Source organism: Chryseobacterium sp. CFS15, from assembly GCF_031118795.1.
GTDB classification, from domain to species: Bacteria; Bacteroidota; Bacteroidia; order Flavobacteriales; family Weeksellaceae; genus Chryseobacterium; species Chryseobacterium indoltheticum.
Genome location: NZ_JAVHYL010000002.1, coordinates 34,661 through 52,442, shown reverse-complemented (window position 1 = coordinate 52,442; position 17,782 = coordinate 34,661). Strand labels below are relative to the sequence as shown.

Below are 17,782 nucleotides of genomic sequence, written 5' to 3'. Positions count from 1 at the left end.
TCCGGCATCAATGCTTAGGTTTCACCAAGAACTAAGCATCCGGCAATTTGTTATCAACCTATGTTAAAACATACCAACATGAAAAAGATTTTAAGCATATTCGGGCTATGGGTTGCAGCGGCAGTTTCTGCACAGGGCAACCTTACCGCCACAGAAAATTATATTTACAGCAAAACATGCCTCAATGGAGACTGTACCAAGGTTTCGGAAAATGTTCAATATTTCGACAGTTTCGGAAGACCTTTTCAGGCAGTCAGCATCAAAGCATCACCTACAGGAAAAGATATGGTGCAGCATATCCCTTATGACAGCCACGGAAGAACCGTAGACAGCTGGTATCCTGTACCGATGAGTACCCTAAACGGCGCCGTTCAGGATACAGCAGCCGTAAAAACCAACGCCGTAACGGTCTATGGAGATAACCGCCCTTTTTCTCATTCGGTGCTCGAAAATTCTCCGCTCTCAAGAGTGCTGGGGAATATAGCACCGGGACAAGACTGGCAAAGCCATCCCTCGACGGTACAGTATAATACCAATACAACAGGAGAAGTTAAAAAATATACAGTGATCAGTTCGTGGCTGGAAGGCAGAACAGAAGCTGTACCTTCTGAGAACGGAACGTATGCAGGAGGCATCCTTATCAAAAATACCGTAACCGATGAAGATCAAAATACCTCGGTGCAATACAAAAACAAGGAAGGGCAGGTTGTGCTGACCAGAAAAGGCGTGGGAACAGCATTGGTTACGGATACCTATTACGTTTACAATGAATACAGCCAGCTCGTCTATGTAATCCCACCGATGGCTGTCAATACGGTACTTTCTGAAACGGTACTCGACAACTTATGTTATCAGTACCGCTACGATGGCTGGAATCGTATGGTAGAAAAAAAGCTACCCGGAAAAGGATGGGAATATATCGTGTACGATAAACAAAACAGACCTGTACTCTCACAGGATGCAGTATTAAGAACCACAAATAACAGCTTTGGAACCCGCGGATGGATGTTTACTAAATATGATCAGTACGGAAGAGCTGTATATACCGGTTTTTTTGCCAATACTGCAACACGCCAGACTATGCAGAATGCACTGGATAATATGAGTGCCAATGCCGGAAATAATGAAAAAAGAAGTACAACTCCTATCATACAGAACGGAACAGAAATCTATTACACCAAAGAAGCTTTCCCTACGGGAAGTATGACTATTCTCAGCGTCAATTATTATGATACCTACCCGCCTCTTCCGGCTGACGTAAACATTCCTGATTACATCATCAATCAGGATCAGAAAGTATTGAACAACGCGGCCGGAGCTGTAGTCACTACACAGGGGATGGCAACTGCTTCTTACGTAAAAAACATCGAAGATAACGGCTGGACAAAAACTTTTCTTTGGTATGACAATCAGGCAAGACCTGTCGGTAGCCACAGTATCAACCATTTGGGAGGGTATAGCAAAACATTATCTGAGATCGATTTTGGTGGTCTTCTAAAACGCAGCATTGTGCAACATAAAAGACTTTCTGCTGATCCCGAAAAATTGATTACGCAAACTTTTGACTACGATAACCAGGGCAGATTACTGGTGCAGAAACATCAGATCGATGCTCAGCCTGAAGAAATTCTGACAAGAAATGAATACAATGAGCTCTCGCAGCTGAAGACCAAAAAAGTAGGCGGAACTGCCATCAATCTGCCACTGCAGACTGTAGACTACAGCTATAACATGCGGGGATGGCTCACTGCAGTGAATGATCCCGATAATCTGGGAACTGACCTTTTTGCCTATAGGGTAAAATACAATACGGTAGAAGGTCTGCAGACCCCCAATACCGATTATCCGGGGCTTATGGTAAAGCCTAAATACAATGGCAGCATTGTAGAGGTAGACTGGAAAACATCCACGCAGGAAAACGAGCCTCTCAAACGATACGGATATTCGTATGATACGCTCAACAGGCTTTCAGCAGGCTTTTATCAGAAAGCAGGAAATGAAACCGGGAAAGAATATTTCGAAATAGCAGATTATGATCTGAATGGAAATATGATGCACCTGAAAAGATCTGAAGGCATGCTTGCAGGAGCTTCAATAGCTACCGTTATCGACAATCTGAAGTATGATTACACAGGAAACAGGCTGATCAAAGTGACTGACGAACAACAAAACCCTTCGGGATACCCGTTCTTAACTGTTCCTAATACCATCACCTATGATGATAACGGTAATATGAAAACCCATATGGATAAAGGGATTTCATCAATTCAGTATAATTATTTAAATTTACCGAAGCAGATTACCGAAAATGCACAGGTGACCAATTATGTTTACCGTGCAGACGGAACAAAAGTAAAGAAGCTCTTTGGAGATATAGAAACCAATTATCTGGATGGTTTTCAGTATAAATCTACTAAGCCATCAGAAGGATCATCCGATGGTGGGCTTGTAGTTATAGATCCTAATGAAGTGGCAGTAATGAAACTAAGGATCATCCCTACTTCGGAAGGATATTTTGATGTGTTAACGAATCAATATATATACAATTATACTGATCATTTAGGAAACGTAAGGTTAAGTTATAGCGATTCCAATAAGGATGGGATTATACAGCCGAGACAATATTTTTCTCAGCAATGTGATGAACCTTGGAATCCCTTTTTTCCGCCTAATTGTATAAGCATTTGGAAACCTGGGGAAATAGTTGAAGTTAATAATTACTATCCTTTTGGGTTAATGCATAATTATACCACAACTACGCAGAATGCCTACCAATACAAGTATAACGGGAAGGAGCTGCAGGAGAACGGAATGTATGATTATGGCGCAAGAATGTATATGCCCGATATTGGTAGATGGGGTATTGTAGATCCATTGGCAGAAGTTATGAGAAGGTATTCACCTTATAATTATGCTTTTGATAATCCTATTAATTTTATAGATCCGGATGGAAATGCACCTTACAACCCGAAGGATTTTTATGGCAGTAATTCTGCTTTTAGTGATGATTTTGACCCCAATACAACCATTTACGGAAATGGCTCTTTTGGTGGATATAAATATTACGAAATGGGTTTTATGTATGATGGAGGTGGCAGCAACGGAACTAGAGATCCCAAATCTAGTTTTTGGCAAAAAGTTGGAAACTTCTTTAGTGGTATTTTTGGTGGTAAGAAGAAAGAATCAGCAGCGGCAGCATTAGGAACAGCCGGGGTAATTAGTACGCCTATCCAGGTAGGACCTCTAATTTCCGATGGTGTAGTAGCAGAAACAGTTGCTGGCTTAGAAGCTACACTTGCAGCAGTAACATCGACTACAGTGTTGACGGTAGGAGCCGTTTTTAGTCCTATTATGGTGGGAGCACCTACTACAAAATGGACAATAGATATACCTAAGGATATACCAATAACAATAACGGGTGAACCTCAAAAAACTATAACTTTATATAGAGGTATTTCATCAAAAGCTAAAGGTTCAATGTACTTTGAAGCAATGCAAGGTATTGCTATACCAAACGGCTTTAGACAAGTTGCGACAACATGGGGTCCACACCGTGATATGGAATTACATTCTGGAGGAGATAATTATTCTATTTGGACTAGTTGGAGTAGTAGTAAAAGTGTTGCAAGAGATTTCGCAACAGGTAATGCATTTTATGAAAATGGAGTCCATGGTATTATATTGTCTAAAACATTTAGAGTTGGACAAGCTGTTCCAAACCCCTTTAGCTTAGGAGAAGCAGAATGGCTTGTTCCTGGAGTTACTTTTGGAGCAAAAGTTCAATATGTTTCACCTTAATAAAAAAATAGATTATGCCAATAACAAAAGATATCTTTAAATTAATCAAAAATGAAAGAAAATTTTTGGACAATATTGAAGATTATGATATTAAGATTAGTGAGAGTAATAATTTTGAAAAAGAAAATTTAATTGGAATATACAAAATTAGAAGATATACCGCAACTAAAAATCAGAATCAAAAATTAGCGCAGAAAATTGATAATTTAATTTTAGGATTAGAAAATTATTCTGAAAATAAATTAAGATTTGTAAGCATTTTAAATGAAAAATATTACGGAGTGTTTTATTTAAGTACACTTTATGATAAAATAATTGGATATTTAGAAAGTGAAGTTGATGATAATGGAAATATTATAATTTAAATTACCGGTAATGTTTCAAATATGTTGATTGCCTCTTAATTATATATTAAAGAAATGAAATAAAAAACAATTCAAAAAACGAGTAATCTAAATGGTTGCTCGTTTTATTTTTATAGGTAAAAAGTATAAATATGAAGGTAGATGATTATTCTTATTCTAAATGTGACGACGCAATAATTTATTTAGTATAATTATTTAAATTTACCGAAGCAAATCACCGAAAATGCGCAGGTGACCAATTATGTTTACCGTGCAGACGGAACAAAAGTAAAGAAGCTTTGGAGATATAGAAACCAATTATCTGAAACTCGGAATCATCCCTACTTCGGAAGGATATTTTGATGTGTTGACGAATCAGTATATACAATTTTACTGATCATTTAGGAAATGTTAGGTTAAGCTACAGTGATACCAATAAAGATGGTTTCATTCAGCCGAGACAATATTTTTCTCAGCAATGTGATGAACCTTGGAATCCCTTTTTTCCGCCTAATTGTATAAGCATTTGGAAACCTGGGGAAATAGTTGAAGTTAATAATTACTATCCTTTTGGGTTAATGCATAATTATACAGCAACTACTCAGAATGCTTACCAATATAAATACAATGGCAAGGAACTTCAGGAAACTGGTCAATATGATTATGGTGCAAGATTCTACATGCCTGATATTGGAAGTGGGGTGTTGTAGATCCATTAGCGGAAGATATGAGAAGACATTCACCTTATAATTATGCTTTTGATAATCCTATCAACTTCATAGATCCAGATGGAAATGCTCCTTACAACCCGAAGGATTTTTATGGCAGCAATTCTGCTTTCAGTAATGATTTTGACCCCAATACAACCATTTACGGAAATGGCTCTTTTGGTGGTTATAAATATTACGAAATGGGGTTTAATTATAATGGTGCTGGAGGTAATGGTGGCGGTTACACTTTTACAGGAAATGCTGCCGGTTCGATGTACAATTATTTTCTAAATGGTGGAAGTGTAAGTGGAATATCATTTAAAAATGGATATGTAAAATGGTGGGAAGGAGACGCTAGCGAAAGCGGTTACAGAATAGGTGATGAAATGTACGGCCAAGGAAATGTAGGAATAATGCGTAGCGTGAAAGTTACAGGGGACGATTATTATCTGGATTATTGGGGGTTGCTAAATAATGCAAGTACGACGCAATCTTACGCAACAAATGGAATCGGACTTACTTTGGGAACCACTGCTAATATTTCTAATAATTTAGTGAGCTCAGGTAAGATGATAAAAACATCCAATATTTTTAAAACTTATAACTTATATAGGAGCAATGGATATTTGAATGGTAACAAATATATTTCTGGCAGAAAGTTTATGAACAATGTCAAAGGAATAAACGCACTAAATAATTCCAAAGTAGTAAAAGGAATTGGACAATTAGGATTATTTATTTCATTTGAACAATTCAGAGAAACTCATCATCCGGGTTATATTTCCAGAGGAATTGTTAGTTTTGGAGCAGGTTTTGTGCCTTATTCGGGACCAGCAGCTTCTTTGTTGATTGATAATAGCAATGTAAATTACTGGAATATCTGGACGTGGGGTGATCCAGAATAAAGAATTGATTTTATTAAATCCTTAAATAATTATGAAAAACAAACTAAAGAATGCTTATTTCTATGCCTATTATGAATGTTATTTACAAACACATTACTATTATAAAGAACATAAAAATAAAAATTTTTATTCAAGTATGACTCTTTCGGGAGTTCTAGCTTTTTTATTGATTTTTCCAGGAGTTATTTTTTTTGGAAATAAATTTGAAATTGGAAAATGGATGTATCTTATATTAATAGGAATTGCATATGGTCATATATATTTTGATTCTTGGTTAATAGGCGATTATGATTTAACAGATAAAATCAATACTTTTTATGATGATAAAAAAGCTGTAAAAGAATCCAGAAGAATTGTCTTGGGATTTGTTTTCTTGTGTATTTTGTTTTGGGTTTTTGTACTAAAATATGATTATGACTAATAATGGAGTTGCTATCTTTTTTTAGGACAGAAACTTTATACTTCTTATACTCCTAAATTGAGGTAATATTTATAGAATTAGGGTATTGAGATTTCAATACCCTAATTCTATAAATAAGTTTCATAAAGAAACAGCGCAGAAGTTCTTGAAGAAAACAATTACTATCCTTTTGGGTTGATGCATAATTATACAGCAACTACTCAGAATGCTAAACAATATAAGTACAATGACAAGGAACTCCAAGAAACAGGAATGTACGATTATGGTGCAAGATCTACGTGCCGATTATTGGAAGATGGGGCGTTGTAGATCCTATGGCAGAAGTTATGAGAAGGTATTCACCATATAATTATGCATTCGATAACCCGGTTAATTTTATAGATCCGGATGGAAACGCTCCTTACAACCCGAAGGATTTTTATGGCAGCAATTCTGCTTTCAATGATGATTTTGACCCCAATACAACCATTTATGGGAATGGATCTTTTGGTGGTTATAAATATTACGAAATGGGTTTTATGTATGATGGAAGTGGTGGAAATGGAGCAGACACATATAAAGGACAGGAAGCTTATGATGTATTGCAGAATTTTTTAAATGGTGGAGAAAACTCATTGAGTCCTTGGATGCAAAATTATTTGAATAGTACTAAACTTATCGGTGAAGATCCTGTAAATTTTTTCGGAAAGTCTGATGAGTATATATTTCATAATCTTTTTAAAGAAGTTAGTAAGAAATTTAATTTTACGAACAATGATGGTGTTTTTAGAGTTTTTGGTCATGGAAATGTTGGCTACATGTTTAATGGGAATAAAACCATTGTAACTGCTGAGCAATTTGATTTACATATGAATAGCAAGAACAGTAATTGGAAAAATGTAGATAAGCTGTCTCATAGTACTTTAATATTATATACCTGCTTATCAGCAAGTGAATTAAATGGGGAAATTTCTATGGCAAGAAAAATTTCTCAAAAACATCCAAATACTACAGTTATAGGTTTTGACGGATATATTAGTGTTGGATGGGATTTAATAACAGGGAAAAATACTATTAAAGGTATAAATAATGCTCTTGATTCCCTAGATGATTTAGGAACAGCTGTATATTATAAAAATGGAAAAGAGATAAATAGAACTTATTATCATCAATTTAAACTATTACAAAATAAAGCATATCCTACTTCAGGAGGATTTTAAATTTAAATAATTATTTATGAAAAAAACGTTATTAATACTATGCTCTACAGCTATTTTACTTTCATGTTTTAAAAAAAATGATGATGAAATAACAACAACAACAACTCCAATGGATACAATTGTAAAAGACTCTAATCCTTATATGGAAAATTATCAAAATAGAAAAAGAATAAAAAAATTATTAGATAATGCAATTATTAATGGGGACACAATATCTTATCAAGAAGCATATAAAGATTTTATTATTTCTGAGCACTCTCAAGAATTTTTATATTATTCAATAAAAATGGCAAAAAGAAATAATTATACTAGAGCTTATTTTGATACTTATACCATTTTAAATATATTAGATAAAAGGAATGGATATCTATCACAATCCGATAAAAATGAAGCACTATTTTATTTATTAAAAGCATATGAAAAAGGAGATATAAATGCAAAGTATAAATTAGATGAGTTATATACAAAAAAGAATAAAAAAATTCCTTTATCAAGCTCTGTTTTAAATAATAAGTAGATTGTGGAATTATTGTTGTTTTTTTAAGGCAAAAACTTTATACTTCTTATAATTTTAAATTGAAGTAATCTTTGAAAAATTAGGATATTGAATCTTCAATATCCTAATTTAAATTTACCGAACCAGATTAACCAGAATGCACAGCTAGCCCAAAATGTTTACCGTGCAGACGGAACAAAAGTAAAGAAGCTCTTTGGAGATATAGAAACCAATTATCTGGATGGTTTTCAGTATAAATCTACTAAGCCATCAGAAGGATCCCCTTGGAGGAGACTTTGTAGTTATCCTAATGAGGTTGCAGTAATGAAACTGAGGATTATTCCTACTTCGGAAGGTTATTTTGATGTGTTGACGAATCAGTATATATACAATTATAAAGATCATTTAGGAAATGTTAGGTTAAGCTACAGTGATACCAATAAAGATGGTTTCGTTCAGCCGAGACAATATTTTTCTCAGCAATGTGATGAACCTTGGAATCCCTTTTTTCCGCCTAATTGTATAAGCATTTGGAAACCTGGGGAAATAGTAGAAGTTAATAATTACTATCCTTTTGGGTTAATGCATAATTATACAGCAACTACGCAGAATGCTTACCAATATAAATACAACGGCAAGGAATTGCAAGAAACGGGAATGTATGATTATGGAGCAAGAATGTATATGCCGGATATTGGTAGATGGGGCGTTGTAGATCCTATGGCAGAGGATATGAGAAGATACTCTCCCAATAATTACGCCTTCGACAACCCTGTTAATTTTATCGATAGGGATGGAAACGCTACTTAAACCCGAAGGATTTTTATGGCAGCAATTCTGCTTTCAATGATGATTTTGACATCAATACAAACATTTATGGAAATGGCTCTTTTGGCGGATATAAATATTACGAAATGGGTTTTATGTATGATGGTGCTGGTGGTAATGGAGCAGACACATATAAAGGACAGGAAGCTTATAATGTATTGCAGAATTTTTTAAATGGTGGAGAAAGCTACCCCGCTACCGATTTTATCGTGTGGCATATAAACAAAACCCTCGCAAAATGCGAGGGTTTTTCTTTATCTAATGTTCTCTTTTGTATACGAAAACAGAACTGAAGCGCAGCAATATTTTTAAATTTACCTTTATTCCATATTTCTCAACTTCACCTCTTTCTTCAGATAGGTTTTAAAATCTTCGGCAAACATTCCGATATAAGTTCCTTTTTTAAGATCTCTGTTGACCCCTGTTTTGCCTAAAATTACAGATCCGCTTTCAATGGTATTTCCGGAAGCAATACCAGCCTGCCCCCACAAAGTGACTTCATCACCAATGATACAGCATCCTGCAATGCCAACCTGAGATGCAATGAGGCATCTTTTACCAATCACGGTATCATGACCAATCTGAATTTGATTATCTAGAACTGAACCTTCACCAATGATCGTAGAATCTGTCACTCCCCTATCGATGGTACAACCGTTGCCTATTTCTACATTGTTTTCGATAATTACATTTCCTACAGAGATTAGGCGGTCGAAATTCCCGTTGAGTTTTCTGTAATAAAATGCATCACCACCCACAACAGTGTTGGATTGAATAACAACATTATCGCCAATCACCGTTCTGTCGCCAATCACAACGTTTGGAAAAATCAAAGTATTTTTTCCGATAGTAATATTGTTTCCTAAAACTGCTGAAGGATGAATTTTTGTACCCTCGCCAATTTCAACATCATGAAGGGTTTCTGTAAAATTGTAAATTCTTGTAAAATGGGTATTGATCTTATTAAAATCCCTGAAGGGATCATCCGAAATCAAAAGCGCCTTGCCTTCCGGGCAGTCTACTTCTTTATCTATTAAGATAATGGTTGCTGCAGAATTTAAAGCTTTATCGTAATATTTGGGGTGGTTCACGAATACAATTTCACCAGATTTTACTCTGTGAATTTCATTTGTTCCCAAAACTTCGAAATCTCCGGAGCCAATAAATTTTGCTCCGATGAGATCTGCAATGGTTTTAAGTTGTTGTGGCTGATGAAACGTCATATTTTTAAATGATGTTTTAATTTTCAACCGTGTCAAGGTTTGAAACCTTGACACGGTTTTTGATCTTTTAATTTCGTCAAAATCTGATGTTCTGACAAATTTTATTTTTCTGTCTACATTGCAGCCCGACCTGAGTGGAGCTCTTTTTGCCGAAGCGAAGCGGAGGCAAAAAAGCGGGAACGGAGGGCGGAAAAAGCTGCCATAAAAGATAAAAAAGGCTCTTGAACATCGCCAAAAAGCTTTTATAATAAGAAAGCTGAAAACTTCACGCTTCCAGCTTTCTGCAATATTTATTTTACTCTTTCTAAGTAAGAACCATCTTCTGTGCTTACTTTGATTTTGTCACCCGGCTCGATAAACAAAGGAACCATTACTCGAGCTCCTGTTTCAACGATTGCGTTTTTCAGGGCATTGGTAGCGGTATTTCCTTTCACTCCCGGATCAGCTTCTATAACTTCCAAATAAACTGATTGTGGAAGCTCGGCAGAAAGCGGAGTTTCGTCAGCTTCTTTCAAGATGATCGTCACTTCTTCACCTGCTTTCATCAAGTTTGAGTTTTCAATCATTTCTTTGTTTAAATATAACTGAGAGAAATCTTCGTTATTCATAAAGTGGAAACCATTCTCGTCATCATAAAGATATTGGAATTTTCTCGTGATTACCTTTACCTCATCAATTTTGTGCCCTGCAGAGAAAGTGTTATCAAGAACTTTTCCGTTGGTTACTGATTTCATTTTTGTTCTTACGAAAGCAGGACCTTTCCCTGGTTTTACGTGAAGAAACTCAATAATTTTGAAAATATCATTGCTGAATTCGATGCAAAGACCTTTTCTGATATCGTTACTTGTTGCCATTAATTTTTATGTATGTTATTTATTATTTTCGTCGTTCACCAAAGCTATAATATCTTCTAAATAGTATTGATCATTCTTCAATTTAGAAATAACTTCAGGATCATTATTTGTAATCTTTAAAATTTTCTTTGTATCAACAATATGTCCAAAGCTTACATCTCTGTCATCACTTGTATTGTTTGATTTATCAATATCTATTAAAAGTACCTTATAGGAATTTCCTTTTTTATCTTTCCAAGAAAATTTTGGCTTCGTATTGAATATAACTTCTGTCAAAACGCCTCCAGAATTCGTATTATTATAGGAGATTGCTTTTTTGTCTTTAATTTCATCTAAATACAACAAAATGAATTTTTTTCCGATAATATCAACTTTACAAAAAGTATCATAGGAGAAAATATAAGCTGCATAGGTCATATTAAAATATAATTTATCATTATATTTCATAAGCCAAGCCCTATTCTCTTTCCTCGCTTTTTTATCTGTATCTGTAAATCTAAAAGATGAAATCTGAACATAGTTTTCATTTTGGCTTTTGATTTCGGCATAAACATCAGACTTTGATAAATTTCTGCTTTTGTAATCCGTAAAACCATAATAGAATTCTACATCTTTTAATTTTTCATTCTGAGCAAAAACAAATGCTGATAAAGCTGTAAAAACCAAAACTAAAGCTTTCATCATCTTAAATTATTCTTTACCGGTTCCGTATCCTTTTACGATACCTCTTGGTGAGTTTTGGATAAACTGAAGAATTTCGTCTCTTTCAGCAGTAGGAAGCATCTCTTTTTCGATGTGTGAAACGGCTTGAGAAACATTCATTTTCATCTGGAAAATAGCTCTGTAAATTTTTTGAATTTCGAAGATTTTCTCATTTGTAAATCCTCTTCTTCGTAACCCTACAGAATTGATCCCCGCATATGACATCGGTTCTCTTGCTACTTTTACATAAGGCGGAATATCTTTTCTCACCAAAGTACCACCCGAAATCATTACATGTTTGCCGATTTTACCAAACTGATGCACGGCAGATAAGCCTCCCATTACCGTGTAATCGCCAATCTCAACATGTCCTGCAATACCGCAACCGTTTACGATGATTACATGATCGCCAATTACACAGTCGTGTGCAATGTGAGATGTTGCCATAATCAGACAGTTGGCTCCAATTTTTGTAAAACCTAAAGCTTTGGTACCTCTGTTAACCGTTACACATTCTCTGATTGTTGTATCATCTCCAATGATGGTCTGTGTATCTTCACCGTCGAATTTTAGATCCTGAGGAATTGCAGAAATTACAGTTCCGGGGAAAATTCTACAGTTTTTACCGATTCTGGCGCCATCCATAATGGTTACGTTTGAGCCAATCCAGGTTCCCTCTCCTATCTCAACATCACCAGCAATGGTAGTGAATGGTTCTACTACAACATTTTTGCTGATTTTTGCACGCTTATCAACGGCCGCTAATTGATGAATCATTTAATCAATTTTATTTTTTGCAACTTGAGCCATCAATTCTGCTTCTACTGCTACAGTATCACCAACATATCCGTATCCCTGCATGTGAACAATACCTCTTCTGATTGGCTCTATTAACTCAATTTTGAAAATCATTGTATCACCGGGAACAACTTTTCTTTTGAATTTTACCTTATCTATTTTGATGAAGTATGTAGAGTAATTTTCAGGATCCGGAACGCTTGCCAAAACCAGGATTCCTCCTGTTTGTGCTAAAGCTTCCACTTGTAAAACTCCAGGCATTACTGGCTCTTTAGGGAAATGCCCAACGAAGAAAGGTTCATTCATTGTTACATTTTTCAATCCCACCACATGAGAATCAGAAAGCTCAAGAATTTTATCGATCAATAAAAATGGAGGTCTGTGAGGCATCAACTTCATGATTCCATTGATGTCGAAGACAGGCTCTTTCGTTAAATCAAATTCAGGAACATTTTTCTTTTTCTGTAATTTCCACTGGCGGTTTAGCTTTTTCGCAAATTGAGTATTTACAAAATGTCCTGGTTTATTGGCAATAACTTTTCCTTTAATCTTCACACCTGTTAAAGCTAAATCACCAATTACATCTAATAATTTGTGTCTTGCTGCTTCGTTTGGATAGTTTAAAGTTAAATTATCTAAAATACCATTAGGTCTAATTGATACGTGATCTTTACCAAACGCTTTCTTCAGCTTTTCAGTAGTTTCAGGAGTCAAATCCTTATCAACATATACAATCGCGTTAGAAATATCTCCACCTTTGATCAAACCATGATCTAAAAGCATTTCTAATTCGTGCAAAAAGCTGAACGTTCTTGCAGAAGAAATTTCTTCTTTAAATTCTGAAATATTTTTAAGGGTAGCATTCTGAGTTCCTAAAACTTTAGTTCCAAAATCTACCATTGTCGTCACCTCATAAGTATCTGAAGGGATAATTGTAATTTCTGAACCGGTTGCAGGGTCGCTGTAGCTCAATACTTCTTTTACAACAAGATATTCTCTTGCCACAGTTTGCTCTACGATACCTACACTTTCGATTGCTTCAACAAAAAACTTTGAAGAGCCGTCTAAAATAGGAGGTTCTGAAGCATCCATTTCTAAAACCGCATTGTCGATATCACAACCAACCAAAGCAGCCAAAAGATGCTCACAAGTATTGATTTTAACGCCCAATTTTTCCAAAGTAGTTCCTCTCTCTGTAGCAACCACGTAATTTACGTCTGCTTCTACATGAGGTCGCCCTTCAAGATCTGTTCGTACGAAAACAAAACCTGTATTTTCTTTTGCAGGTTTAATGGTTAATTTTACTTCTTTACCAGTATGAAGACCTATTCCAGAAAGAGTAACCTCTTCCTGAAGGGTTTTTTGCATATCACTCATTAGTATGATCTTTTGAGTTATTCTCAAGATTATTTATTCTTTTTGCAAGTTCAGGAAGGTTCCTGAAATGCACGTAGCTTCGAAGATAGTCATTATAACTGATCGCAGGGGAACCATAAACGGTATCTTTATCATTAACGCTGGAATTCACTCCACTTTGCGCCTGAATTTTCACCTGGCTTCCTATTTTTATATGACCAACGATGCCCACCTGACCGCCAATCTGGTTCCAGTCTCCAATAGTGGTAGAACCGGCAATTCCCGCTTGTGCAGCAATTACATTGTTTGCACCAATCTTTACGTTGTGTGCAATCTGAATCAGATTATCTATTTTTGTACCTTTTCCGATAGTGGTAGAGCCTATTGTAGCTCTGTCGATACTGCAGTTAGAACCGATTTCCACATTATCTTCAATAATAACATTTCCTAACTGAGGAATTTTTTGGAAACCTTCCGGAGTCGGCTGAAAACCAAATCCGTCACCACCAATTACGGTATTGGAATGTATTACACAGTTATCACCAATAATGCAGTAATCATAGATTCTTGCACCACTATCTATCTTACAGTTTTTACCGACTTTCACCCCTTTACCAATATAGACTTGCGGAAATATCTGTGAACCTTCACCGATTTTTGCCTTTTCTGAAACATAAGTAAAAGCACCGATATACACTTTATCTCCTATTACAGCAGTGTCGTGAATGGAAGAACCGTCTTCTACCCCTTCTTTTTTGCCTTGCATTTCCTGATACAGATTCATTAAAACCTGAAAAGAAAGATAAGCATCTTTTACAGCTATAATTGTAGGATTATATTGATCTTTGTTGATAAGGGTCTCGGTAACAATAAGAACCGAACATTGCGAAGTCTCTAAGTGATGCGCAAAACGATCTTGCGCAACAAAAGAAAGATGGCCGGATTCTCCGCTCTCAATCGGTGAAACTCCGGTAATAAGTGCGTTTTCGTCACCTATAATTTTTCCGTCAATAAAACTTGCAATTTGCGAAGCTGTAAATTCCATATTCTGCAAAGATAAGAAATTCTGTTATTCGCAAACATTTTTTAGTTTATGGAATATCGATTTTAATATTATTTAAGAAAATTTAGTGTCACATTCTCGGAAATGCGAGAATATATCTTTTCGTCTTGTGAACGATGAGGCCAGACAAAAGCTGATCCTCCGACTCATCCAATTTTAAGACTTTTCCGCTTTTTTGAAGAAGGTAAATCGGCTGTTTTTCTGTATCATACGGAAGCAGACTTCTTGTAATTTGATGTACCAATTCGTCACCATTATCAATTCCAAAAAAATCGTTGGTGTTTTGTATCTTTTCGTCAATAAACTTTTCGTCAAAAGGATGAGATGAGATAATTGTTTTCGGAAAATTGCGCTGAATTACGCATTTGCACCAGTAAGAAAGAACAAAATCTTCTGACTTCTGCCATAATTTCATCGCCTGAACAACATCATTATCGTCAAGCTGTGTAAAACGCTCAACATCTTCGTCGGTAGCTGCACTTTTTCCTCTGTGTAAAAAATATTTCAAATTTTCTGTGGCCGGTAAATCGACACCTTCTGAAACCAGATATTTTGCTCTTTCAAGGATTTTTACCAAAATAAATTCTGCCAACGCCGAAGTTTTGTGATAATACACCTGCCAATACATAAACATTCTTGCTGTCAGAAAATTTTCAATAGAATAAACACCTTTCGCATCGATTACCAATTCTTCCTCGCAGACATTCATCATAGAAATAATCCTTTGTGTATTGATATTCCCTTCTGAAACTCCCGTGAAAAAACTGTCTCTGTTTAAATAATCTAAACGATCAACATCCAGTTGTGAGCTGATGAGCTGATTAAAGAATTTTCTGTGGTATTTCCCCTGAAACATTTCTATCGCTGTCGATAATTGTCCGCCAAATTCATCATTCAGTCTATTCATTAATAATAATGAAAGGTTTTCGTGATGCCAGTCATCCATCAACATGCTTTCCAGGGCATGAGAAAACGGACCGTGACCAATATCGTGCATTAAGATCGCCAACATTGCCCCTTTCTCCTCTTCCTCAGATATTTTGATCCCTTTCTGCTTTAAAGTTTCCAAAGCAGTAAACATGAGATGCATCGCACCAATAGCGTGATGAAATCGTGTATGGGTTGCTCCGGGGAAAATTAAATTCAAAAGTCCGGTTTGTGAAATCCTTCTTAATCTTTGAAAATATGGATGTTCGATAACATCAAATAAGATTTCGTGAGGGATTTTTATAAAACCGTGTACAGGGTCGTTGATAATTTTAAGCTTATTCTGCATGGAAAAATTCTGAGACTATTGCAAAATTAGGTTTTTAAAGTCAATTCAAAGAAAACAGGCGATTATTATTTAGAATATAAACATTAAAATCTGTTTATAAATCGTTGTATTTATCTTATCTTCATGAAATAATTTGAGATAAAAATCTTTAACTAAGATTTAACTTTTAAGCCTCTTAATTTGTGAGGTTTTATAAAGTTTTGGTCACAGTTTTGATACATATCCCGCATAAAAAATAAACTTGTATGTCAAACAAAATATTATGGATTGATGATGAAATAGATTTACTAAAACCTCATATCGTTTTTCTGGAAAAGAAGGGTTACATCGTAACTCCTGTGAACAATGTAAATGAAGCTTTAGAACTTATTGATTCTGAAAAATTCGATTTAACCTTAATCGATGAAAATATGCCGGGAATCTCCGGTCTGGAAGCTATCCCAATGATTAAAGATAAAGATAATTCTTTGAAAATCGTGATGGTAACCAAAAGTGAGGAAGAGCACATCATGGAAGAAGCGATCGGCTCGCAGATTGCAGATTATATTTTAAAACCTGTAAACCCAAATCAGATTTTACTTTCGTTGAAAAAGAATCTTCAGGAAGATAATTTGGTAGAGCAGAAAACTATTTTGCAGTATCAGCAGGAATTCAGAAACCTTTCGATGGAACTTTCTTACCTGAGAACATATCAGGATTGGGCAGAATATTATAAAAAAATCGTGAATTGGGAACTTAAATTTGATAAAGTTGCCGATAACGAATTTGCAGACCTTCTGCAGTCGCAGAAAGAGGAAGCCAATATTCAGTTTGCCAAATTTATCGAAAACAATTACGAAGACTGGTTGAATGGTTCGGATAAGCCAATGATGAGTCACACCTTATTTAAAGATAAAATAAAGACTGAGGTTGAGAAAGACAAAGTGCTTCTTTTAATGGTCGATAATCTTAGATATGACCAATGGAAAGTAATTGAGCCTCTTTTCACTAAATATTACAATAAAGTTTCAGAAGATTATTATTACAGTATTCTTCCTACCGCCACACAATATGCGAGAAACTCTTTCTTTGCAGGTCTTTTGCCTTCAGAAATTGAAAAACGTTTCCCGGACAAATGGTTTAATGATAATGAGGAAGGAAATAAAAATGAATTTGAGCGCGACTTCCTGGAAGATCAGATGAAAAGAGTTGGTTTAAGTTCTAAATCAATGAAATATCTTAAAGTTCTGAATGCAGATTTTGAAAGAAAAATCTATGATGACTTTAATCAGCACAAAAACAATGATCTTTTGGTGATCGTTTACAACTTTATCGATATTCTTTCGCATGCAAAAACCGATAATCATATTGTTGATCAGTTGATCAGAGATGATAAAACGTTCAGATCATTAACATCGAATTGGTTTGAGAATTCATCTTTAATTAAAATTATTAAACTAGCTGCAGAAAACGGATTCAAACTGGTGATTACAACCGATCACGGAACTGTTTATGTGAAAAAGCCTAGCCGTGTTGTTGGTGACAGAGAAACCTCAACAAACATCCGATATAAAACAGGAAAAAGCTTAACGTACGACGACAAAGATGTCTGGGCAGTGAGCAATCCTGAAAAACTGTTTTTACCTAAAGGAAACCTAAGCTCTAAATATATTTTTGCCAAAAACAATACATTTTTAGCCTATCCTAAAAACTACAATCACTTTGTAAATTATTATAAAGAGACTTATCAGCACGGTGGAATTTCTTTGGAAGAATGCATCATTCCTATCAGTATTCTGGAACCTAAATAAAGTTTTAAGCATAAAAATA

General features: G+C 35.3%; 16 protein-coding genes and 1 pseudogene. 10 read left to right on the top strand and 7 right to left on the bottom strand.

Features of this window, described 5'->3' with window-relative positions; translation table 11 throughout:
• Positions 1-78 precede the first annotated feature (78 nt).
• The 9 genes and pseudogenes from OH814_RS03035 to OH814_RS03005 all read left to right on the top strand — a co-directional run.
• Entirely contained in the window at positions 79-3,798 is a 3,720-nt protein-coding gene (locus OH814_RS03035; protein ID WP_308827038.1) for a DUF6443 domain-containing protein, read from the top strand.
• A gap of 14 nt (positions 3,799-3,812) precedes the next feature.
• Positions 3,813-4,163, top strand: coding sequence for an enoyl-CoA hydratase (locus OH814_RS03030; RefSeq protein ID WP_308827037.1), 351 nt, complete (start codon positions 3,813-3,815; stop codon positions 4,161-4,163).
• A 557-nt stretch (positions 4,164-4,720) separates the two neighbouring features.
• Positions 4,721-4,852, top strand: a complete 132-nt coding sequence (locus OH814_RS20600) for a hypothetical protein (protein ID WP_374990547.1) — start codon at positions 4,721-4,723, stop codon at positions 4,850-4,852.
• A 17-nt stretch (positions 4,853-4,869) separates the two neighbouring features.
• On the top strand, positions 4,870-5,757 hold the full coding sequence (locus OH814_RS20595) for a hypothetical protein (protein ID WP_374990546.1): 888 nt from the start codon (positions 4,870-4,872) through the stop codon (positions 5,755-5,757).
• Between the two features lie 31 nt (positions 5,758-5,788).
• Positions 5,789-6,178, top strand: a complete 390-nt coding sequence (locus OH814_RS03020; RefSeq protein WP_308827036.1) for a hypothetical protein — start codon at positions 5,789-5,791, stop codon at positions 6,176-6,178.
• 177 nt (positions 6,179-6,355) lie between these two features.
• Positions 6,356-6,487, top strand: coding sequence for a hypothetical protein (locus tag OH814_RS20590; protein WP_374990545.1), 132 nt, complete (start codon positions 6,356-6,358; stop codon positions 6,485-6,487).
• Complete coding sequence (locus tag OH814_RS20585) at positions 6,457-7,377, top strand: hypothetical protein (protein WP_374990544.1); 921 nt, start codon at positions 6,457-6,459, stop codon at positions 7,375-7,377. Before OH814_RS20590 ends, OH814_RS20585 begins: the two co-directional genes overlap by 31 nt.
• Positions 7,378-7,393: 16 nt before the next feature.
• On the top strand, positions 7,394-7,894 hold the full coding sequence (locus OH814_RS03010) for a hypothetical protein (protein WP_308827035.1): 501 nt from the start codon (positions 7,394-7,396) through the stop codon (positions 7,892-7,894).
• A 315-nt stretch (positions 7,895-8,209) separates the two neighbouring features.
• A pseudogene (locus tag OH814_RS03005) lies at positions 8,210-8,671 on the top strand (RHS repeat-associated core domain-containing protein); the annotation flags it as partial.
• A gap of 350 nt (positions 8,672-9,021) precedes the next feature.
• On the opposite strand, the gene OH814_RS03000 reads toward OH814_RS03005, so the two are convergent.
• The 7 genes from OH814_RS03000 to OH814_RS02970 all read right to left on the bottom strand — a co-directional run bounded on the left by OH814_RS03000 (position 9,022) and on the right by OH814_RS02970 (position 15,973).
• Positions 9,022-9,924, bottom strand: a complete 903-nt coding sequence (locus OH814_RS03000) for an LpxD N-terminal domain-containing protein (RefSeq protein WP_308827033.1) — start codon at positions 9,922-9,924, stop codon at positions 9,022-9,024.
• A 290-nt stretch (positions 9,925-10,214) separates the two neighbouring features.
• A complete protein-coding gene (gene efp, locus OH814_RS02995; RefSeq protein ID WP_066678330.1) occupies positions 10,215-10,778 on the bottom strand; it encodes an elongation factor P in 564 nt (187 codons plus the stop codon).
• Positions 10,779-10,793: 15 nt separating this feature from the next.
• Positions 10,794-11,462, bottom strand: a complete 669-nt coding sequence (locus OH814_RS02990) for a hypothetical protein (RefSeq protein ID WP_308827032.1) — start codon at positions 11,460-11,462, stop codon at positions 10,794-10,796.
• 6 nt (positions 11,463-11,468) lie between these two features.
• Entirely contained in the window at positions 11,469-12,257 is a 789-nt protein-coding gene (gene lpxA / locus OH814_RS02985; RefSeq protein ID WP_076562082.1) for an acyl-ACP--UDP-N-acetylglucosamine O-acyltransferase, read from the bottom strand.
• Complete coding sequence (locus tag OH814_RS02980) at positions 12,258-13,655, bottom strand: bifunctional UDP-3-O-[3-hydroxymyristoyl] N-acetylglucosamine deacetylase/3-hydroxyacyl-ACP dehydratase (protein WP_076562083.1); 1,398 nt, start codon at positions 13,653-13,655, stop codon at positions 12,258-12,260.
• Positions 13,648-14,679, bottom strand: coding sequence for a UDP-3-O-(3-hydroxymyristoyl)glucosamine N-acyltransferase (lpxD, locus tag OH814_RS02975; RefSeq protein ID WP_076562084.1), 1,032 nt, complete (start codon positions 14,677-14,679; stop codon positions 13,648-13,650). The genes OH814_RS02980 and lpxD overlap by 8 nt, the downstream gene beginning before the upstream one ends.
• 88 nt (positions 14,680-14,767) lie before the next feature.
• The gene (locus tag OH814_RS02970) at positions 14,768-15,973 is read right to left on the bottom strand and encodes an HD domain-containing protein (protein ID WP_123887151.1); all 1,206 of its coding nucleotides are present in this window, start codon (positions 15,971-15,973) and stop codon (positions 14,768-14,770) included.
• 245 nt (positions 15,974-16,218) lie between these two features.
• Here OH814_RS02970 and OH814_RS02965 point away from each other — a divergent pair, with 245 nt between their 5' ends.
• Positions 16,219-17,763, top strand: coding sequence for a bifunctional response regulator/alkaline phosphatase family protein (locus OH814_RS02965; RefSeq protein WP_076562086.1), 1,545 nt, complete (start codon positions 16,219-16,221; stop codon positions 17,761-17,763).
• Positions 17,764-17,782 lie beyond the last annotated feature (19 nt).

Coding starts and splice junctions, on each gene's coding strand:
- OH814_RS03035 (WP_308827038.1), top strand. CDS start 79: ATGAAAAAGATTTTAAGCATATTCGGGCTATGGGTTGCAGCGGCAGTT.
- OH814_RS03030 (WP_308827037.1), top strand. CDS start 3,813: ATGCCAATAACAAAAGATATCTTTAAATTAATCAAAAATGAAAGAAAA.
- OH814_RS20600 (WP_374990547.1), top strand. CDS start 4,721: ATGCATAATTATACAGCAACTACTCAGAATGCTTACCAATATAAATAC.
- OH814_RS20595 (WP_374990546.1), top strand. CDS start 4,870: ATGAGAAGACATTCACCTTATAATTATGCTTTTGATAATCCTATCAAC.
- OH814_RS03020 (WP_308827036.1), top strand. CDS start 5,789: ATGAAAAACAAACTAAAGAATGCTTATTTCTATGCCTATTATGAATGT.
- OH814_RS20590 (WP_374990545.1), top strand. CDS start 6,356: ATGCATAATTATACAGCAACTACTCAGAATGCTAAACAATATAAGTAC.
- OH814_RS03010 (WP_308827035.1), top strand. CDS start 7,394: ATGAAAAAAACGTTATTAATACTATGCTCTACAGCTATTTTACTTTCA.
- OH814_RS03000 (WP_308827033.1), bottom strand. CDS start 9,924: ATGACGTTTCATCAGCCACAACAACTTAAAACCATTGCAGATCTCATC.
- efp (WP_066678330.1), bottom strand. CDS start 10,778: ATGGCAACAAGTAACGATATCAGAAAAGGTCTTTGCATCGAATTCAGC.
- OH814_RS02990 (WP_308827032.1), bottom strand. CDS start 11,462: ATGATGAAAGCTTTAGTTTTGGTTTTTACAGCTTTATCAGCATTTGTT.
- lpxA (WP_076562082.1), bottom strand. CDS start 12,257: ATGATTCATCAATTAGCGGCCGTTGATAAGCGTGCAAAAATCAGCAAA.
- OH814_RS02980 (WP_076562083.1), bottom strand. CDS start 13,655: ATGAGTGATATGCAAAAAACCCTTCAGGAAGAGGTTACTCTTTCTGGA.
- lpxD (WP_076562084.1), bottom strand. CDS start 14,679: ATGGAATTTACAGCTTCGCAAATTGCAAGTTTTATTGACGGAAAAATT.
- OH814_RS02970 (WP_123887151.1), bottom strand. CDS start 15,973: ATGCAGAATAAGCTTAAAATTATCAACGACCCTGTACACGGTTTTATA.
- OH814_RS02965 (WP_076562086.1), top strand. CDS start 16,219: ATGTCAAACAAAATATTATGGATTGATGATGAAATAGATTTACTAAAA.